A 16,329-nucleotide genomic window follows, 5' to 3' on the forward strand; every position below is an offset into this window, starting at 1 on the left:
TACAATCTCCGAACTGTGGCAGCACATTATCAGATCGCCGGATCCTCGTCGGCCGCCATTTCGGCGAGCGTGGAAAGCGGCATCCGCACCGGGGCGCTCGCCCCCGGCGACCCCCTGCCCGCCGTCCGCGTCCTCGCCGCCGAGCTGGCCGTCAGCCCGGCCACCGTGGCGAAGGCGTACCAGGAGCTGCGGCAGCGCGGCCTCGTGGTCACCGCCGGCCGGCACGGCACCCGGGTCCGGCCCCGCCCACCCGTGGCCACCCGCCGGTCCGCGCTGCTGCCGCCGCCGCTGCCCGGTGCCCGCAACCTCTCCTCCGGCCAGCCCGACAACCGGCTGCTCCCGCCCCTCGGCCCGCACCTGGCCGCGCTCGCCACCGAGATCGGGCCCCCCACCGGGTACGCGGCCACCGCCGTCCTGCCCGAGCTGGCCGCCCTCGCCCGGGACCGGTTCGCCGCCGACGGCGTACCGGCCGAGGAGATCACCGTGACCGGGGGCGCGCTGGACGGCATCGAGCGCCTGCTCGCCGCCCACCTGCGCCCTGGCGACGCGGTCGCCGTCGAGGACCCGGGCTGGGCCAACCTGCTCGACCTCGTCGCCGCGCTCGGGCTGCGGGTGATCGGGGTGCCGGTCGACGACGAGGGCCCCACCGAGCCGGGCGTCCGGGCCGCCCTCGCCGCCGGGGCGCGCGCCCTGGTGGTCACCAGCCGGGCCCAGAACCCGACCGGGGCCGCCGTCTCCGCCGGCCGCGCCGAGGCGCTGCGTACGCTGCTGGCCGGCCGCCCCGACCTGCTGCTGATCGAGGACGACCACGCCGCCGAGCTGGCCCGCGTACCCCTGCACCCGCTCGCCGGGGCGACCCCGACGTGGGCCTTCGTCCGGTCGGTGAGCAAGCCCTACGGCCCGGACCTGCGCCTCGCGGTGCTGGCCGGCGACGAGGCCACGGTGGCCCGGGTGGCCGGCCGGGCCCAGGTCGGCGCCGGTTGGGTCTCCACCGTGCTGCAACGCCTGGTGCTGGCGCTCTGGCGCGACCCGGCCACGGCCGACCTCGTGCACCGCGCGGGGGAGAGCTACGAGCGCCGCCGGGACGGGCTGGTCGACGCGCTCGCGGCGCACGGGGTGGCCGCCCAGGGCCGCACCGGGATCAACGTCTGGATCCCGGTGCCGGACGAGACGCTGGCCGTCACCGCCCTGCGCGACGCCGGCTGGTCGGTCGCCCCGGGCGCGCCGCACCGGATCGCCGCCGGACCCGGCGTGCGGATCACCGTCAGCTCGCTCGACGAGGCCGACCTCGGCCCGCTCGCCGCGGCCGTCGCCCGCGCCCTGCACCCGACGGCCACCGGCTTCACCGCCTGACGCGGTCGCGCATCGCCCGGGTCGACGGCGTCGACCGGACCGGCGCGGGCCCGGGACCGCATGTCCCGGCCGCCGGCGGGTACCCCGGGCCGGGAGGTGGGTGGCGTGGCTTCGAACGGGTCCCGCAGAGGCGTCTGGATCGGCGTGGCGGTGGTGGTGATCATTCTCATCATCATCGCGATCGCCCTGGCTTCGCGCGGCGGCGGCGGTGGTGGCGGCGGCTATTGACGCCCGGGCCGGGCGTCGGTGACGAAACCGGTATATAAAGTCGGCATGGCCGAGACCGAGAGCGCGCCCGGAGCCCAGGAGTTCATCCCGCCGCAGGCGGACACCATCGACCAGCTACGCGCCGCGGCGGCCGGCTGTCGCGGCTGCCAGCTCTACCGCGACGCCACCCAGACCGTCTTCGGCCGGGGCGACGAGAGCGCCCAGGTGGTCTTCGTCGGGGAGCAGCCCGGCGACATGGAGGACAAGCAGGGCCTGCCCTTCGTCGGGCCGGCCGGCCGGGTGCTGCGGCGGGCGGTCGACGACGCCAAAATCGATGCAAGCCGGGTATATATCACGAATGCCGTGAAGCACTTCCGCTTCGAGCTGCGTGGCAAGCGGCGGATCCACCAGAGCCCGGACCGGGTGCACATCACCGCCTGCCGGCCCTGGCTGGTCGCCGAGTTCGCCCGGCTCCGCCCGGAGATCGTGGTGGTGCTCGGCGCCACCGCCGCCAAGGCGCTGCTCGGCCCGACCTTCCGGGTGACGAAGCAGCGCGGCGAACTGATGCCCTGGCCCGCCGCCGCCCAGCATCCGGAGGACTTCGCCCAGGTGCCGGTGGACAGCGCCGGGAAGGTGGCCGACGCCCCCGAGGCCCGGCTGCTGGCCACCATCCACCCGTCCGCGGTGCTGCGCGCCGACAACCAGGAGGTGGCGTACGAGGGCCTGGTCAAGGACCTGAAGGTCGCCGCCCGCGCCCTGGCCCGCTAATCGCGTCCCTGCCAGGTGCAGAGGCAGACCCGGTTGCCGTCCGGGTCGGCGAGCACCCAGAAGTGCGGCGCCGCCGCGTCGCTGACCAGCGTCCCGCCGGCCGCGAGGGCGGCGTCGATCCGCGGTTGCACCTCCGCCGGGTCCACCCACACGTCCGGGTGCCAGCGCTGCCGGGGCTCCTCCCGGCCGGACTCCTGGAACCACACGGTGGGCAGCGTGCCGGCCGGGTCGCGCAGCTCGTCGCCGAACCCCGGCCCCGCGAGGTGCTCCCAGGCCAGCACCGCCCGCCAGAACGGCAGCACCGCGGCGAAGTCCGGGCTGTCCAGCGCGAGTTCGAGGCGGGCGACGCCGGTGTGCGCCAGCGTCACCCCGGCCTCGGCGGCGATCGCCGAGATGGCCCGGGCCAGCCGGACGTCCCGGCGGGTGACCCCGCGGGCGTCGTGCGACCAGAGCCGGACGTCGACGTGGGTGTAGCGCAGGTCCAGGTCGGGATGGTGGTCCATCCGCTCGGCCTCGGCGCCGATCGCGTCCACGATCGACAGCCCGGTGGCGAAGTTCGGCGTCCGGATCCGGGTCTGCAGGCCGCCCAGCAGGTAGGTCCAGCCGTCCAGTTTCTCGTCGGCGATCTGTCGTCCGGTCAGCGTGGTCATCCCGCCATGCTGGCGTACGTCGGCGGAACGGACCAGCCCGACGGCGGCGAAATGGACCTGCGCGGTGCCGGCCACCGGGCCTAGCGTCGGGGCATGACGAGTGATCTTGAGCTGTCCGTCCGCAACGCCGCCGCCATGTGGACGGCGCTCGCCGAGAGCCGCGGGCACCGGCTGCTGAGCCGGCCGGGCTTCCTCGCCGTGCTGGGCGACGCGCCCGCCGGGCTGCGGATCCTCCTGGCCGACCCGGACCCCTCCCCGGACGACCGGGCCGCGCTGGCCGCGCTCGTCCGCGGGCGGACCGGCCGCGTCGTCGTCGAGGACCAGTACGCGCGGCTGGACCTCGCCGACCTCGGGCTGAGCCCGCGCACCCTGCCGGTGATGATCCGCCGCCCCGGGCCGGTGCCCGACCCGTCGTTGCCGGTCACCCCGGTCGGGCACGCCGACCGACTGGCCGTCGCCGAGGACGTGGTGGTGCACGGCTTCCCGCTGGAGCCGTTCCAGCCGTACCGCCCGGGGCAGGCGTTCCCGCCCGCCCTGCTGGACCGGCCGGAGGTCCGGTTCTTCCTGGTCCACCGGGACGTCGCCGACGCCACCGGACCGGGCGCCACGCCGGCCGGAGCCTGCCTGACCGTCCGCGACGAGGGCGTCGGCCTCTACTGGATGACGACCCTGCCCGCGCACCGGTCCCGGGGCGTGGGCCGGGCCCTGCTGCACGGCGTGCTCGGCCGCTTCGGCGGCGTACCCATGACGCTCACCGCGGCCCGCGCCGGCCGCCCGCTCTACGACTCGCTCGGCTTCGTCCCGGTCGCCGACGCCACCTGGTGGGGTTGAGCGCGCGCCACCACGGCGCGCGGGCCGTGGCGGGCGGTCAGAGGCGGCCGCCGCTGGCCGTGTCGGAGAGCCGCTGGGCCAGGTAGATCGGCACCACCGAGGCGACGATGAGCACGGCGGCCACCACGTTGATGACCGGCGCCTGGTTCGGCCGGAACAGGTTGCTGAAGATCCAGATCGGCAGGGTCTGCACGCCCGGCCCGGCGGTGAACGTGGTGACGATGATCTCGTCGAAGGAGAGGCCGAACGCCAGCAGCGCGCCGGCCAGCAGCGCCGAGCGCAGCACCGGGAACGTCACGTACCGGAAGGTCTGCCAGCCGTCGGCGCCCAGGTCGGCCGATGCCTCCTGGAGGTTGCCGCCGGACCGGCGCAGCCGGGCCAGCACGTTGTTGTAGACGACGACCACGCAGAACGTCGCGTGCCCGACGATGACCGAGAAGAGTCCCTTGCCGATGCCGAGCGGCGCCAGCACCGACCGGAACGCGGTGTCCAGCGCGATGCCGGTGACGATGCCGGGCAGCGCGATCGGCAGCACCACCAGCAGCGACACGGTCTCGCGACCGAAGAACCGGTACCGCTGCACGGCGAAGGCGACCAGGGAGCCGAGCAGCAGCGCGACGGCGGTGGCGCCCAGCCCGGCCTGGACCGACGTCCACAGCGCCTCCCGGGCGCCCGCGTTCTCCCAGGCGCGTACCCACCACTCGGTGGTCCAGCGGGGCGGGGGCCAGGCGAACGTGCGGTCCGCGTTGAACGAGTTGACCAGCACGATGGAGAGCGGCAGGTAGATGAAGGCCAGGCCGAGCGCCATCGCGCCGCGCAGCAGCCAGCGTGCCGACCGGGAGAGGGTCACAACTCCTCCAGGGCCCCGGACCGCCGTACGGCGACCAGGTAGCCGACCATGATCAGGACCGGGATGGTGGCCAGCGCGGCGGCGAACGGCAGGTTGTTCGCCGCCCCGATGTTGACGTAGACGAGGTTGCCGATGAGCTGCGTCTTGCCGCCCACGATCTGCACGGTGATGTAGTCACCGAGCGAGAGCGAGAAGGTGAAGATCGAGCCGGCGATCACCGACGGGACCACCACCGGCAGCACCACCGCGCGGAACGTCCGGCCGGCCCGGGCGCCCAGGTCCGCCGACGCCTCCAGCAGCGAGTCGGGCAACCGCTCCAGGCCCGCGTACACCGGCAGGATCATGTACGGCAGCCAGAGGTAGGCCAGCACCAGCACGGTCGCGCCCAGCCCGTACCCGGGGCCGCTGCCCGGCCCGCCGAACAGCCAGTCCACCGGCCCGCCGTTGGCCAGCAGCACCCGCCAGGCGTACGCCTTGACCAGGTAGCTGGCCCAGAGCGGGGTGAGGATGGCGACCACCAGCCAGCGCCGGTGGCGGGGCTTGGCGACCTTCGCCATGTAGAAGGCCATCGGCAGGGCGATCAGGGTGTCGATCACCGTTACCCCGGCGGCCACGCCGACGCTGCGCAGCGCGACCGTCCGGTAGACCTCGTCGGTGACGATGGTGCGGAAGTTGTCCAGCGTGGGCTGGCGGACGACCTCCCCGGTGAACCCGTTGACCGTCCAGAGCGCCGAGACGAACAGCACCGCCAGCGCGCCCAGGTAGGCGACCACCAGCCAGAACAGCGGCGCGGCGAGCAGGGCGGCGAGGCGTACCCCGGCGTGCCGGTGCAGCCAGGCCGAGAGCCGGCGGACCGGCCCGCGGAGGGCGCTGGCGCCGCCCGCGGGCCGGTCGAGCGTGGAGGTGGCCACCTCAGCCCTTGATCGTCGTCCAGGCCTGGGTCCAGGCCGCGTAGTCCTTGCACGTGACGTCGGTACGCCCGTCCAGGCACTGCTGCACCGGGGTGTTCCAGTACCAGACCTTCTCGAAGTAGGACTCGTCCTCGGCGTGGTACGTCGCGCAGTGCTTCTTGTCGGCGGTCTCGGCGCAGGCCAGCTTGTTGGACGGCGCCTCACCGAACCACTCGGCCACCGCGGCGTTGGCCTTCGGCGAGATGATGTGGTCCATCCAGCGGTACGCGCAGTTCGGGTGCTTCGCCTTGGCGGAGATCATCCAGGTGTCGGACCAGCCGGTCGCCCCCTCCTCGGGCAGGATCGCCTCGACCGGGGCCTTGTCGGCGGTGGCCAGGTTGGCGATGACCTGCCAGGTGGTGCCGAGCACCGAGTTGCCGGCCTTGAATGCCTGCACCTCCTTGGTGTAGTCCGACCAGTACTCGCCGATCAGCTCGTTCTGCTTCTTCAGCAGGTCGACCGCCGCGGCGAACTGCTTGTCGTCCAGCGCGTACGGGTTCTTGATGCCGAGTTCCGGCTGGTGCTTCATCAGGTAGAGCGCCGCGTCCGCGATATAGATCGGCGAGTCGTACGCGGTGATCTTCCCCTTGTAGGGGGAGTTCGCGTCGAACACCGCGCCCCAGGAGGTCGGGGCCGGCTTGACCACGTCGGTGCGGTACATCAGCAGGTTCGCGCCGCGTCCGTGCGGGACGCCGTAGGCCACCCCGTCGACGGAGTTCCACTGCTTCAGCTTGAGCCCGTCGAAGACGTCCTTGTAGTTGCTGATCAGGTCGGTGTTCACCGGGGCGACGTCGCCGCCGTAGATCAGCCGCAGCGAGGCGTCCCCGGAGGCGGAGACCACGTCGTACTCGCCGGTCTTCATCAGCGTCACCATCTCGTCGGAGGTGCCGGCGACCTTGACGTTGACCTGGCAGCCCGTCTGCTTCTCGAAGTCGGTGACCCAGTCCACCTTCGGATCGGTGGAGCCGTCCTCGACGTACCCGGCCCAGGCGACGACGTTGACCTGGCCCTCGCCCGCGCCCAGCGACGCGAGCTTGTCGATCTTCGGCGGCTTGATGCCGCCCGGGCCAGAACCGCCGGTGGTCGTGCCGCCGTCGCCGCAGCCGGTCAGGGCGAGCAGGCCGACCGCGGCGAGCGCGGTGAGGGTTCTACCGGTACGCATGAGCGCTCTCCTTCGTAAGGGGGGTCGGTACGGCGGGGACCGGTACGGCCACGGCGTGCTCGGTGCGCCACGCCAGGCGTACCGGGGTGCCGCGCAGTGCCGCCACGTCGGCCGAGGAGGTGGTCAGGTTCTGTTGCGTCACGACCAGCCGCGCGCCGGCGTCGAGGTCGACGACGAACCGGGTGCTCGCCCCGGCGTAGACGACCTCGGCCACCCGTCCGGTGGCCGAGGTCTCCCCGTCGGTCGGCGGTGGACCGTCGAGCCGGATCTTCTCCGGCCGGATGGAGAAGGTGCCGTCGCGGCCGAGCACCGTGCGGGCCGCGTCGCCGGTGAGCAGGTTGGACGTGCCGACGAAGCCGGCGACGAACGGGGTGGCGGGCCGCTCGTAGACCTCGGCGGGGGTGCCCACCTGGGCGATCCGGCCGTTGTCGAAGACCGCCACCCGGTCGCTCATGGTGAGCGCCTCCTCCTGGTCGTGGGTGACGAAGACGAAGGTGATGCCCACCTCCCGCTGGAGCGCCTTCAACTCGACCTGCATCTGCTCGCGCAGCTTCAGGTCCAGGGCGCCGAGCGGTTCGTCGAGCAGGAGCACCTTCGGCCGGACGACCAGCGCGCGGGCCAGGGCCACCCGCTGCCGTTGCCCGCCGGAGAGCGCGGCCGGTCGCCGGTCTGCCAGGCCCTCCAGCCGTACGCCGCGCAGCGCCTCGTCGGCCCGCTGGCGGCGTTCGGCGCGGCCGACCTTGCGCACCCGCAGGCCGTACTCGACGTTCTGCCGGACGGTCATGTGCGGGAACAGCGCGTAGTCCTGGAAGACGGTGTTGACGTCCCGCTCGAACGGGGCCAGCCGGGTGACGTCGCGTCCGCCGAGCAGCACGCTCCCGGCGGTCGGCGGCTCGAACCCGGCGATCATGCGGAGCACGGTCGTCTTGCCCGAGCCGGACGGCCCGAGCATCGAGAAGAACTCGCCGTCGGCGATGTCCAGATCGACGCCGGCCACCGCCTCCACCGGGCCGAACGACTTGCGCAGCCCGCGGAGGGAGACGGCGGGGGTGGCGGGCCCGGCTGACATGGGCGCTCCTCAGTCCTACGGTTAACGTTGCGCCAGCGGACCAGGGTCCACGGAAATCGTGCCGTGAGAATAGAGCCGCGACGGATAGCGTCGTCAAGAGCTGATGGCGGTTTGCCTTGCCGGGCGGCCCCTTCCCGCCGGCCGTCCCGGCGGGCACACTCGTCGCCATGGAGCAGCATCTCTACGAGCCCGTCCACGAAGAGTTCCGGGACCTGTGCCGCGAGTTCCTCGCCCGGGAGGCCGTGCCGCACCACGCCCGCTGGGAGGCCGAGGGCATCGTCGACCGCGAGGTGTGGCGCAAGGCCGGCGCGGCCGGGCTGCTCGGTATGGACGTCGACCCGGAGTACGGCGGCGGCGGGCAGCGGGACTTCCGGTTCAACGCGGTGCTGGTCGAGGAGATCGTCGCGGCCGGCTGCTCCGGGCTGGGCTTCGGGCTGCACAACGACGTGGTGGCCCCGTACCTGACCGAGTTGACCACCGAGGACCAGCGCAAGCGCTGGCTGCCGGGCTTCTGCTCCGGCGACCTGGTCACCGCCATCGCGATGAGCGAGCCCGGCGCCGGCAGCGACCTGGCCGGCATCCGGACCAGCGCGGTCCGCGACGGCGACACCTACCTGCTCAACGGCCAGAAGACGTTCATCACCAACGGGGAGATGGCCGATCTCGTGGTGGTGGTCGTGCGGACCGCGCCGGACCAGGGCGCGCACGGGGTGAGCCTGGTCGTGGTGGAGACCGGCACGCCCGGCTTCACCCGGGGACGGCGGCTGGAGAAGGTCGGCCTGAAGGCCAACGACACCGCCGAGCTCTTCTTCGACGACTGCCGGGTGCCGGCGGAACACCTGATCGGCACCGAGAACCACGGCTTCTACCACCTGATGGCCAACCTGCCCCGGGAGCGGCTCAGCATCGCCGTCGCCGCGGTGGCCGCCGCCGAGAAGCTGCTCGCGCTCACCCTCGACCACGTCCGCTCCCGGGAGGCGTTCGGCCGGCCGATCGGGAAGTTCCAGCACAACCGCTTCCTCCTGGCCGAGCTGGACACCGAGGTCACCATCGCGCGTACCTTCGTCAACCACTGCGTCGCCGAGTTCAACGCCGGCCGGCTCTCGGTCACCGACGCGGCGAAGGCCAAGTGGTGGACCACCGAGCTGCAGAACAAGGTCGCCGACCGCTGCCTCCAGCTGCACGGCGGCTACGGCTTCATGCTCGAGTACCCGGTCGCGAAGGCCTGGCTGGACGGCCGGGTGCAGACCATCTACGGCGGTACCACCGAGATCATGAAGGAGATCATCGGCCGGGGGCTCGGCCTGTAGCAGAACCGGGTGGAGCCCGCCCGGTCCGGTGCGCAAGGATGGGTCGCCCCTTACGGAGGAGATGCCCACATGGCCACCGACCTCACCGCGCCGGCCCTGACCCGGCCCGACGTCGCGCCGATCCAGCGGCGCACGCTGCGCCTGCTCTTCGTCACCCAGATCATCGGCGGTATCGGGGTGACCATCGGCATCGCCGTGGGCGCGCTGCTCGCCGCCCGGATCGCCGGCACCGCCGTGGCCGGCCTCGCGCAGAGCGCCGCCGTGGTCGGCGGGGCGCTGCTGGCCGTCCCGGTCACCCGGATCATGACCGGTCACGGCCGCCGGCCGGGTCTGGCGCTGGCGTACCTCGCCGGGGCGGCCGGAGGCGTGCTGGTGGTGCTCGCCGCGGTCACCCGCTGGGTGCCACTGCTCTTCCTCGGCATGCTGCTCTTCGGCGGCGGCACCGCGGCCAACCTCCAGGCCCGCTACACCGCCGTCGACCTCGCCGAACCGGCCCGCCGCGGGCGGCAGCTCTCGCTGATCGTCTGGGCCACCACCATCGGTGCGGTGGCGGCGCCGAACTTCGCCGCGCTCGCCGATCACACCACCAACGGCTGGGGCCTGCCGCCGCTGGCCGGCCCGTTCGCGTTCAGTGCGGCCGCGTTCGTGCTGGCCGCGGTCGTCCTGCTGGCCCTGCTGCGCCCCGACCCGCTGCTCACCGCGCGCCGCCTGGCGGCGGCCGACGCGCCGGTCGCCGAGCCGGTCGGCTCCCCGCCGGTCAAGGTCGCCGCGCGGCGCGGCGCGGGGATGCGTGCGGCCTGGCTGGTGGTACGCGAACGGCCGGCCGCCCGGCTCGGCATCGCGGCCGTGGCGGTGGGCCACGTGGTGATGGTCGCGGTGATGTCGATGACCCCGGTACGGCTCGGCGAGTTCCACCACGACGCCGACGTGCTGCGGGTGGTCGGCATCGTGCTGAGCCTGCACATCGCCGGCATGTACGCGCTGTCGCCGGTGGTGGGCTGGCTGACCGACCGGCTCGGCCGGCGGGCGGTGATCCTCGGTGGGGTCGCGGTGCTGTTGGCCGCCTGCGCGGTCGCCGGCACGGCCGGGCACCACACGCCGGCGCTCTCCGTCGGCCTGACGCTGCTCGGGCTGGGCTGGTCGGGCACCATGGTGGCCGGTTCCACGCTGCTGTCGGAGTCGGTGCCCACCGGGGTGCGGCCGGCCGTGCAGGGGTTCTCCGACCTGATCATGGGGCTGGCCGGCGCAGGCGCCGCGGCGCTCAGCGGGTTTGTCATGCGGGTGGCCGGTTATCCCACGCTCACCCTGCTGGCGGCGATCACGGTGGTGCCGCTGGTGGCGCTAGCGTTGCGTCCGGTGCCCGCCGGGGTGCCGGTCAAGGAGGAATGATCACGTGCGGCTGACCGACTTCTGGGCGCGGCTGGAGGAGGCGTTCGGGCCGGGCTACGCGGCCAGCATCGCCAGCGACCAGGTGCTGTCCCAGCTCGGTGGGCGGACCATCGAGCAGGCGCTGGCGGCGGGTGAGGAGACCCACGTGGTGTGGCGGGCGGTCGTCGCCGCCTATCCCGACCGGGTACCCGCGCGACTACGCTGAGCAGCCTTTTCTCCGGTTCCGCGTGTCGCTTGCCGAGTCGTACACCTGTTCGGCTATTGTCCACAGCGGGGTGCTCGTCCACAGCTCGCGGCCCGTCGGCTGGTTTTCTGTCGGACCCAGCGCCTAGCGTGTCCCGCGTGACGCGAAGCTCAGGTAAGACGCCGGCGAAGGCAGGGGTGGCAACGATGGCGGCAGGGCCGGACCGGGAGAAGGCGCTCGACCTTGCTCTCGCTCAGATCGACAAGCAGTTCGGCAAGGGTTCGGTGATGCGGCTGGGGGAGCGGCCGGTCGTGCAGACCGCCGTCATCCCGACCAGCTCCATCGCGCTCGACGTGGCGCTCGGCGTGGGCGGTCTGCCCCGCGGCCGGGTCATCGAGATCTACGGCCCGGAGTCCAGCGGTAAGACCACCGTGGCCCTGCACGCCGTGGCCAACGCTCAGCGGGCCGGCGGCATCGCCGCCTTCATCGACGCCGAGCACGCGCTCGACCCGGAGTACGCGAAGGCCCTCGGCGTCGACACCGACGCCCTGCTGGTCTCCCAGCCGGACACCGGCGAGCAGGCGCTGGAGATCGCGGACATGCTGGTCCGCTCCGGCGCGCTCGACATCATCGTGATCGACTCGGTGGCCGCCCTGGTGCCGCGCGCCGAGATCGAGGGCGAGATGGGCGACAGCCACGTGGGTCTCCAGGCCCGGCTGATGAGCCAGGCGCTGCGGAAGATCACCGGTGTGCTCAACAACACCGGCACCACGGCGATCTTCATCAACCAGCTCCGCGAGAAGATCGGCGTGATGTTCGGCAGCCCGGAGACCACCACCGGTGGTCGGGCCCTGAAGTTCTACGCCTCGGTCCGGCTCGACGTGCGCCGCATCGAGAGCCTCAAGGACGGCACCGACGTGGTCGGTAACCGCACCCGGGTCAAGGTCGTGAAGAACAAGGTCGCCGCGCCGTTCAAGCAGGCCGAGTTCGACATCATGTACGGCAAGGGCATCTCCCGCGAGGGCTCGCTGATCGACGTCGGCGTGGAGCAGGCGATCATCCGCAAGTCCGGCGCCTGGTACACCTACGACGGCGACCAGCTCGGCCAGGGCAAGGAGAAGGCCCGCGAGTTCCTCCGGGAGAACCCGGACGTGGCCGCCGAGATCGAGAAGAAGATCCTGGAGAAGCTCGGCGTCGGGGTCGGCGGCGCCGGCGACGCCGCCGGTGGCCCGGAGCTGCCGCCGGTCGACTTCTGATCCGCTGACCCGTGGCAGGACGACGTGCCCGTACGGGGCGCGGCTGGGACGCCAGTCCGCCCCGCGCGGGTGACGCCAACAGCACGCCCCGACCCCGCCGAGGTCGACGTGGCCGCGCGGAGGAGCCCGATTCCGGGGAGGCTCCGGCTCCGCCGCGCGACGAGGCCGAGGTGGCCCGGGAGATCTGCCTGCGGCAGCTCGCGGTCCGGCCGCGTACCCGGGCAGAACTGGCCGGGGTCCTGGCCAAGCGGGGCATCTCCGAGGAGGTCGCCGCCCAGGTCCTCGACCGGTACGACGAGGTCGGCATCATCGACGACGCCGCCTTCGCCCGGGCCTGGGTCACCAGCCGGCACACCGGCCGAGGGCTGGCCCGGCGGGCGCTCGCCAACGAGCTGCGGCAACGCGGCGTCGACGGCGACGTGGCCACCGAGGCCCTCGGCGAGCTGGACGAGGAGACCGAGGCGGAGACCGCCCGCGCCCTGGTCGAGCGGAAGCTGCGCTCGGCCCGCGGCGAGCCCGACGCGGTGTTCCGCCGCCTGGTCGGCATGCTGGCCCGCAAGGGCTACCCGCCCGGCGTGGCGATTCGGGCGGTGAAGGACGGCCTCGCCGCGCAGAGCGCCGAGGCCGCCGAGTTCGCCGAGCACATCGACGCCGACGCCCTCGCCGACGCCGAGAACGACCTCGACCGCGACTCCCGCCCCCTCGACTGACCGTGCGCCAGGCCCGGCCGGGTCTGGCGTGGTCGGCCGGTCTGGCGTGGCCGGTATGCGGGGTGCGGCATGTCGGGGCATGCGGGCGCCGGGACGGCCGGATTGCGGCATGCCGAGCGCGGCCCGTGGTTCCGGGGCCGCGGCCCGTGGTCCGGGGTGCGACCCGTGCCGGGCGGGTGGACGCGCGGGGTGCGGCATGTCGGGGCGCCGGGGCGGGCCGGATTGCCGTATCTCGGCGCGCGGCCGGCGACGGGGCTTGCCCGGGCACGGCGGGCGGCCCGAGTCGGCCAGAATGTCGCTCGGTCGGGCCATGATGGCCGGATGTTGAAAGCCTGTCTGAACGGTGGGCGGCGACGGGAGGAGCACCTGGCCGTGCCGGTCACGCCGGCCGAGTTGGCTGCCGATGCCGTCCGGTGCGCCGCGTCGGGGGTCGCGGCCGTGCACGTCCACCCCCGGGACCCGGCCGGTGCCGAGTCCCTCGCCCCGACCGCGATCGCCGACGCGGTCACCGCCGTCCGGGCCGCCCGCCGGGCCTGCCGATCGGGGTGAGCACCGGAGCCTGGATCGCGCCCGACCCGGCCGTCCGGGTCGCCGCCGTCCGGGCCTGGACGGTGCTGCCCGACTTCGCCTCGGTCAACGCCCACGAGCCGGGCGCGGCGGCGGTCGCCGCGGCCCTGCACGAGCGGGGGGTCATGGTGGAGGTCGGGCTCTGGACCGTGGCGGCGGTCGAAGCCTGGCTGCGCTGGCGGGTGCCGGTCGGTCGGATCCTCGTCGAGTGCTTGGCGGAGGAGCCCGACGTGGCGCTGGCCGACGCCGCCGCGATCCTCGGCGCGCTGCCCGCCGGCGGCCCGCCGGTGCTGCTGCACGGCGAGGGTGCCGCCACCTGGCCGGTCCTCACCGAGGCGGTACTCCGGGGCCTGGCCACCCGGATCGGCCTGGAGGACACCCTGCTCCTGCCGGACGGCTCCGTCGCGTCCGACAACACCGCCCTCGTGGCCGCTGCCCGCACTCTCGGCGCCGCCTGACCGGTCGGCGGCCTCCGCCGCCCGCCACTCACGGCCGTCATGATCCGCGCAACTTCCCGGAAGTTGTCGCCTCCCGCGAGTCGGAGGCCACACTTTCGGGGAAGTTGTCGCCACCGCGACGTGCCGTTGGTCATTGCCGGGGGAGGTGACGCGACGCGGCGCGTCAGGGAGTCCGGTGGGTGGCGGCGCGAGGGCTCTGAGCAGGTCGGGAAGGCGACGGAGGGGCTTGGCGGACGCGAGGTTTGTCCGGCCGTGTCCGGCATCTGATGAGCGCTGCGTGATGTCGTAACTTCTCTCCGTCCGGGTGGTTTGATCATGAGTCCTTGACCGAACCGCCTCCGGCGACCTAGCCTCGCCATACAGGCTCACTTTGCCCGACCAGCGCAGGCTAAGCGCACAACATAGATCGCGTAACAGAACAGCATCACTTTCGGCCAGCGTCACCGGCCTTTGACGGCAGCTCCGGACAACCGGTCCGGAGCCGACCGACAACTGCAACCGGTTGTCGGCGATGCCCCCTCCGTGGGCACCGCCGACGGAACGCTACCCACGGCCAGTCGCTCCGGTCGGGCGTCCAGAGCCGCAGGTGCGTGCCCAGTCGGCACGTCGTCTGCGGCGTGACGTTCAGGGGAGGCGGCCATGACGGGGCGGCAGAGGTTCACCGGCGGTCTTCCACGCGCTGCCGGTCGCTCCTCGCCGGGCCGCGTTCCCGACCGCGCCCGTCCGGCCACCGGCCCCGGCCACGCCGTACGCCTCAGGCCGGCCGGCGGCTCCCGGGTCAGCGCGACGCGCACCGCCACGGCCCGTCCGTCCGGCCGTCCGTGGGAGGCGGCGGCATGAGCGGCTTCGACGTGGTTCTCCTGGTGGTGGTGCTGATCCTCACCGTCGTGGTGGTGGGCGCCGTGGTGTTCGGCGTGCGTACCCTGCGCCGGATCAGTGTGGCACCGGCGCCCGAGGATCCGGCCTTCATCGCCGAGAAGGACCGGCAGGAGCAGTCCCTGGCGGCCCTGCGCAGCGCCGCCGACGAGGCGAACAGCACCATCGACGTGGCGAAGTCGGCCGCCGCCGCGGCCCGCGCCGAGGCGGCCGCCGCCAAGGCCGAGGCGAAGGCGGCCCGGGCCGAGGCCCGCCGGGTCCTCGATGACGCCCGCGCCGAGGCCGACACGGTGCTGGAGCGGGCGCACAGGCAGGCCGAGGCGGACGCCGAGCAGCTGCGTACCGCCGCCCGGCGCAGCGGCGAGCGGGAGGTGGCGGTGCTCGCCGCGACCACCCGCGAGCAGGCCGCCGAGGTGGAGCGGCGGGCGGCCCGGATGGACGAGCGGGAGCGGCTGCACACCGAGGAGGTGGAGCGGCTCGCCGAACGGGAGCGGCAGCTCACCGCCGCCAGCGCCGCCCTCGCCGCCCGGGAGGCCGCCCTGGTCGAGCGGGAGCAGGCCGTCGCGGCGGCGGAGGAGCAGCGCCGCCGCGAGCTGGAGCGGGTGGCCGGGCTGACCGCCGAGGCGGCCCGTGCCGAGCTGGTCGAGTCGATCGAGGGCCAGGCCAAGCGGGAGGCGGCGCTGCTGGTCCGGGAGATCGAGGCGGACGCCCGCAGCACCGGCGAGCAGCGGGCCCGGCACATCGTGGTGGACGCCATCCAGCGGGTCGCCAGCGAGCAGACCGCGGAGAGCGTGGTCAGCGTCCTGCACCTGCCCGGCGACGAGATGAAGGGACGGATCATCGGCCGGGAGGGGCGCAACATCCGCGCCTTCGAGTCGGTCACCGGGGTCAACCTGATCATCGACGACACCCCCGAGGCGGTGCTGCTCTCCTGCTTCGACCCGGTACGCCGCGAGGTCGGCCGGCTCACCCTGGAGAAGCTGGTGCTGGACGGGCGGATCCACCCGCACCGGATCGAGGAGGTCTACGACCTGGCCCGGCACGAGGTCGAGGAGCTCTGCCACCGGGCCGCCGAGGACGCCCTGGTCGAGGTCGGCATCACCGAGATCCACCCGGAGCTGGTCACCCTGCTCGGCCGGCTGCGCTACCGGACCTCGTACGGGCAGAACGTGCTCAAGCACCTGGTGGAGACCGCGCACATCGCCGGCATCATGGCCGCCGAGCTGCGGCTGGACGTGCCGACCATCAAGCGCTGCGCGTTCCTGCACGACATCGGCAAGGCGCTCACCCACGAGGTGGAGGGCAGCCACGCCATCATCGGCGCCGACCTGGCCCGCAAGTACGGCGAGAGCGAGGACGTGGTGCACGCCATCGAGGCGCACCACAACGAGGTGCCGCCGCAGACCATCGAGGCCGTGCTCACTCAGGCCAGCGACGCGTGCTCCGGCGGCCGGCCGGGGGCGCGGCGGGAGAGCCTCGAGGCGTACGTGAAGCGGCTGGAGCGGATCGAGGAGATCGCGGCCGGCAAGATCGGTGTGGAGAAGGTCTTCGCCATGCAGGCGGGCCGCGAGATCCGGGTGATGGTCAAGCCGGAGGACGTCGACGACATCGGCGCGGCGGTCCTCGCCCGGGACGTGGCCAAGCAGATCGAGGAGGAGCTGACCTACCCGGGTCAGATCCGGGTCACCGTGGTCCGCGAGTCCCGGGTCACCGAGATCGCCCGTTGAGCAAGGGCAACG

The 16,329-nt window shown here is 73.5% G+C and carries 17 protein-coding genes; 12 read left to right on the forward strand and 5 right to left on the reverse strand.

Going from position 1 to position 16,329, the window contains the following annotated elements; all coding sequences use genetic code 11:
- Positions 1-15: 15 nt before the first annotated feature.
- The 3 genes from ACGFI9_RS13410 (at position 16) to ACGFI9_RS13420 (ending at position 2,328) form a co-directional block, all read left to right on the forward strand.
- Complete coding sequence (locus tag ACGFI9_RS13410; RefSeq protein ID WP_393178228.1) at positions 16-1,353, forward strand: aminotransferase class I/II-fold pyridoxal phosphate-dependent enzyme; 1,338 nt, start codon at positions 16-18, stop codon at positions 1,351-1,353.
- Positions 1,354-1,458: 105 nt separating this feature from the next.
- A complete protein-coding gene (locus ACGFI9_RS13415) occupies positions 1,459-1,581 on the forward strand; it encodes a hypothetical protein (RefSeq protein ID WP_393178229.1) in 123 nt (40 codons plus the stop codon).
- Between the two features lie 45 nt (positions 1,582-1,626).
- Complete coding sequence (locus tag ACGFI9_RS13420; RefSeq protein WP_393178230.1) at positions 1,627-2,328, forward strand: UdgX family uracil-DNA binding protein; 702 nt, start codon at positions 1,627-1,629, stop codon at positions 2,326-2,328.
- Here the strand turns inward: ACGFI9_RS13420 and ACGFI9_RS13425 are convergent.
- Positions 2,325-2,978: a 4a-hydroxytetrahydrobiopterin dehydratase gene (locus tag ACGFI9_RS13425; protein WP_393178470.1), complete on the reverse strand. Its 654-nt coding sequence runs from the start codon at positions 2,976-2,978 to the stop codon at positions 2,325-2,327. The two genes, ACGFI9_RS13420 and ACGFI9_RS13425, sit on opposite strands and share 4 nt — an antisense overlap.
- Before the next feature lie 93 nt (positions 2,979-3,071).
- Between ACGFI9_RS13425 and ACGFI9_RS13430 the strand changes: the two genes are divergently transcribed.
- Positions 3,072-3,809 (forward strand): GNAT family N-acetyltransferase, encoded by a 738-nt coding sequence (locus ACGFI9_RS13430; protein ID WP_393178231.1) that lies wholly within the window; start codon positions 3,072-3,074, stop codon positions 3,807-3,809.
- 37 nt (positions 3,810-3,846) lie between these two features.
- Here the strand turns inward: ACGFI9_RS13430 and ACGFI9_RS13435 are convergent, their stop codons facing one another.
- The 4 genes from ACGFI9_RS13435 to ACGFI9_RS13450 are packed head-to-tail and all read right to left on the reverse strand — an operon-like array spanning position 3,847 to position 7,840.
- On the reverse strand, positions 3,847-4,659 hold the full coding sequence (locus ACGFI9_RS13435; protein WP_393178232.1) for an ABC transporter permease: 813 nt from the start codon (positions 4,657-4,659) through the stop codon (positions 3,847-3,849).
- On the reverse strand, positions 4,656-5,570 hold the full coding sequence (locus ACGFI9_RS13440; RefSeq protein ID WP_393178234.1) for an ABC transporter permease: 915 nt from the start codon (positions 5,568-5,570) through the stop codon (positions 4,656-4,658). The genes ACGFI9_RS13435 and ACGFI9_RS13440 overlap by 4 nt, the downstream gene beginning before the upstream one ends.
- Position 5,571: 1 nt before the next feature.
- Positions 5,572-6,771 carry an ABC transporter substrate-binding protein gene (locus ACGFI9_RS13445; RefSeq protein WP_393178235.1) on the reverse strand — a complete coding sequence of 400 codons (1,200 nt, stop codon included), beginning with the start codon at positions 6,769-6,771 and terminating at the stop codon, positions 5,572-5,574.
- On the reverse strand, positions 6,758-7,840 hold the full coding sequence (locus tag ACGFI9_RS13450) for an ABC transporter ATP-binding protein (RefSeq protein ID WP_393178236.1): 1,083 nt from the start codon (positions 7,838-7,840) through the stop codon (positions 6,758-6,760). The genes ACGFI9_RS13445 and ACGFI9_RS13450 overlap by 14 nt, the downstream gene beginning before the upstream one ends.
- 167 nt (positions 7,841-8,007) lie before the next feature.
- Between ACGFI9_RS13450 and ACGFI9_RS13455 the strand changes: the two genes are divergently transcribed.
- From ACGFI9_RS13455 to rny, 8 genes are all read left to right on the forward strand, one after another.
- Positions 8,008-9,150, forward strand: coding sequence for an acyl-CoA dehydrogenase family protein (locus tag ACGFI9_RS13455; RefSeq protein WP_393178237.1), 1,143 nt, complete (start codon positions 8,008-8,010; stop codon positions 9,148-9,150).
- Between the two features lie 69 nt (positions 9,151-9,219).
- The gene (locus ACGFI9_RS13460; protein WP_393178238.1) at positions 9,220-10,539 is read left to right on the forward strand and encodes an MFS transporter; all 1,320 of its coding nucleotides are present in this window, start codon (positions 9,220-9,222) and stop codon (positions 10,537-10,539) included.
- A gap of 4 nt (positions 10,540-10,543) precedes the next feature.
- On the forward strand, positions 10,544-10,744 hold the full coding sequence (locus ACGFI9_RS13465; RefSeq protein WP_073832642.1) for a DUF3046 domain-containing protein: 201 nt from the start codon (positions 10,544-10,546) through the stop codon (positions 10,742-10,744).
- Between the two features lie 185 nt (positions 10,745-10,929).
- The gene (gene recA / locus ACGFI9_RS13470) at positions 10,930-11,979 is read left to right on the forward strand and encodes a recombinase RecA (RefSeq protein ID WP_393178240.1); all 1,050 of its coding nucleotides are present in this window, start codon (positions 10,930-10,932) and stop codon (positions 11,977-11,979) included.
- An 11-nt stretch (positions 11,980-11,990) separates the two neighbouring features.
- On the forward strand, positions 11,991-12,689 hold the full coding sequence (locus ACGFI9_RS13475; RefSeq protein ID WP_393178242.1) for a regulatory protein RecX: 699 nt from the start codon (positions 11,991-11,993) through the stop codon (positions 12,687-12,689).
- Between the two features lie 321 nt (positions 12,690-13,010).
- Complete coding sequence (locus ACGFI9_RS13480; RefSeq protein ID WP_393178243.1) at positions 13,011-13,238, forward strand: 3-keto-5-aminohexanoate cleavage protein; 228 nt, start codon at positions 13,011-13,013, stop codon at positions 13,236-13,238.
- Positions 13,235-13,714, forward strand: coding sequence for a 3-keto-5-aminohexanoate cleavage protein (locus tag ACGFI9_RS13485; protein WP_393178244.1), 480 nt, complete (start codon positions 13,235-13,237; stop codon positions 13,712-13,714). The genes ACGFI9_RS13480 and ACGFI9_RS13485 overlap by 4 nt, the downstream gene beginning before the upstream one ends.
- Before the next feature lie 836 nt (positions 13,715-14,550).
- Positions 14,551-16,317: a ribonuclease Y gene (gene rny / locus ACGFI9_RS13490; RefSeq protein WP_393178245.1), complete on the forward strand. Its 1,767-nt coding sequence runs from the start codon at positions 14,551-14,553 to the stop codon at positions 16,315-16,317.
- Positions 16,318-16,329: the final 12 nt, after the last annotated feature.

It is taken from the genome of Micromonospora sp. NPDC048930 (genome assembly GCF_043197935.1).
Taxonomy (GTDB): Bacteria; Actinomycetota; Actinomycetes; order Mycobacteriales; family Micromonosporaceae; genus Micromonospora.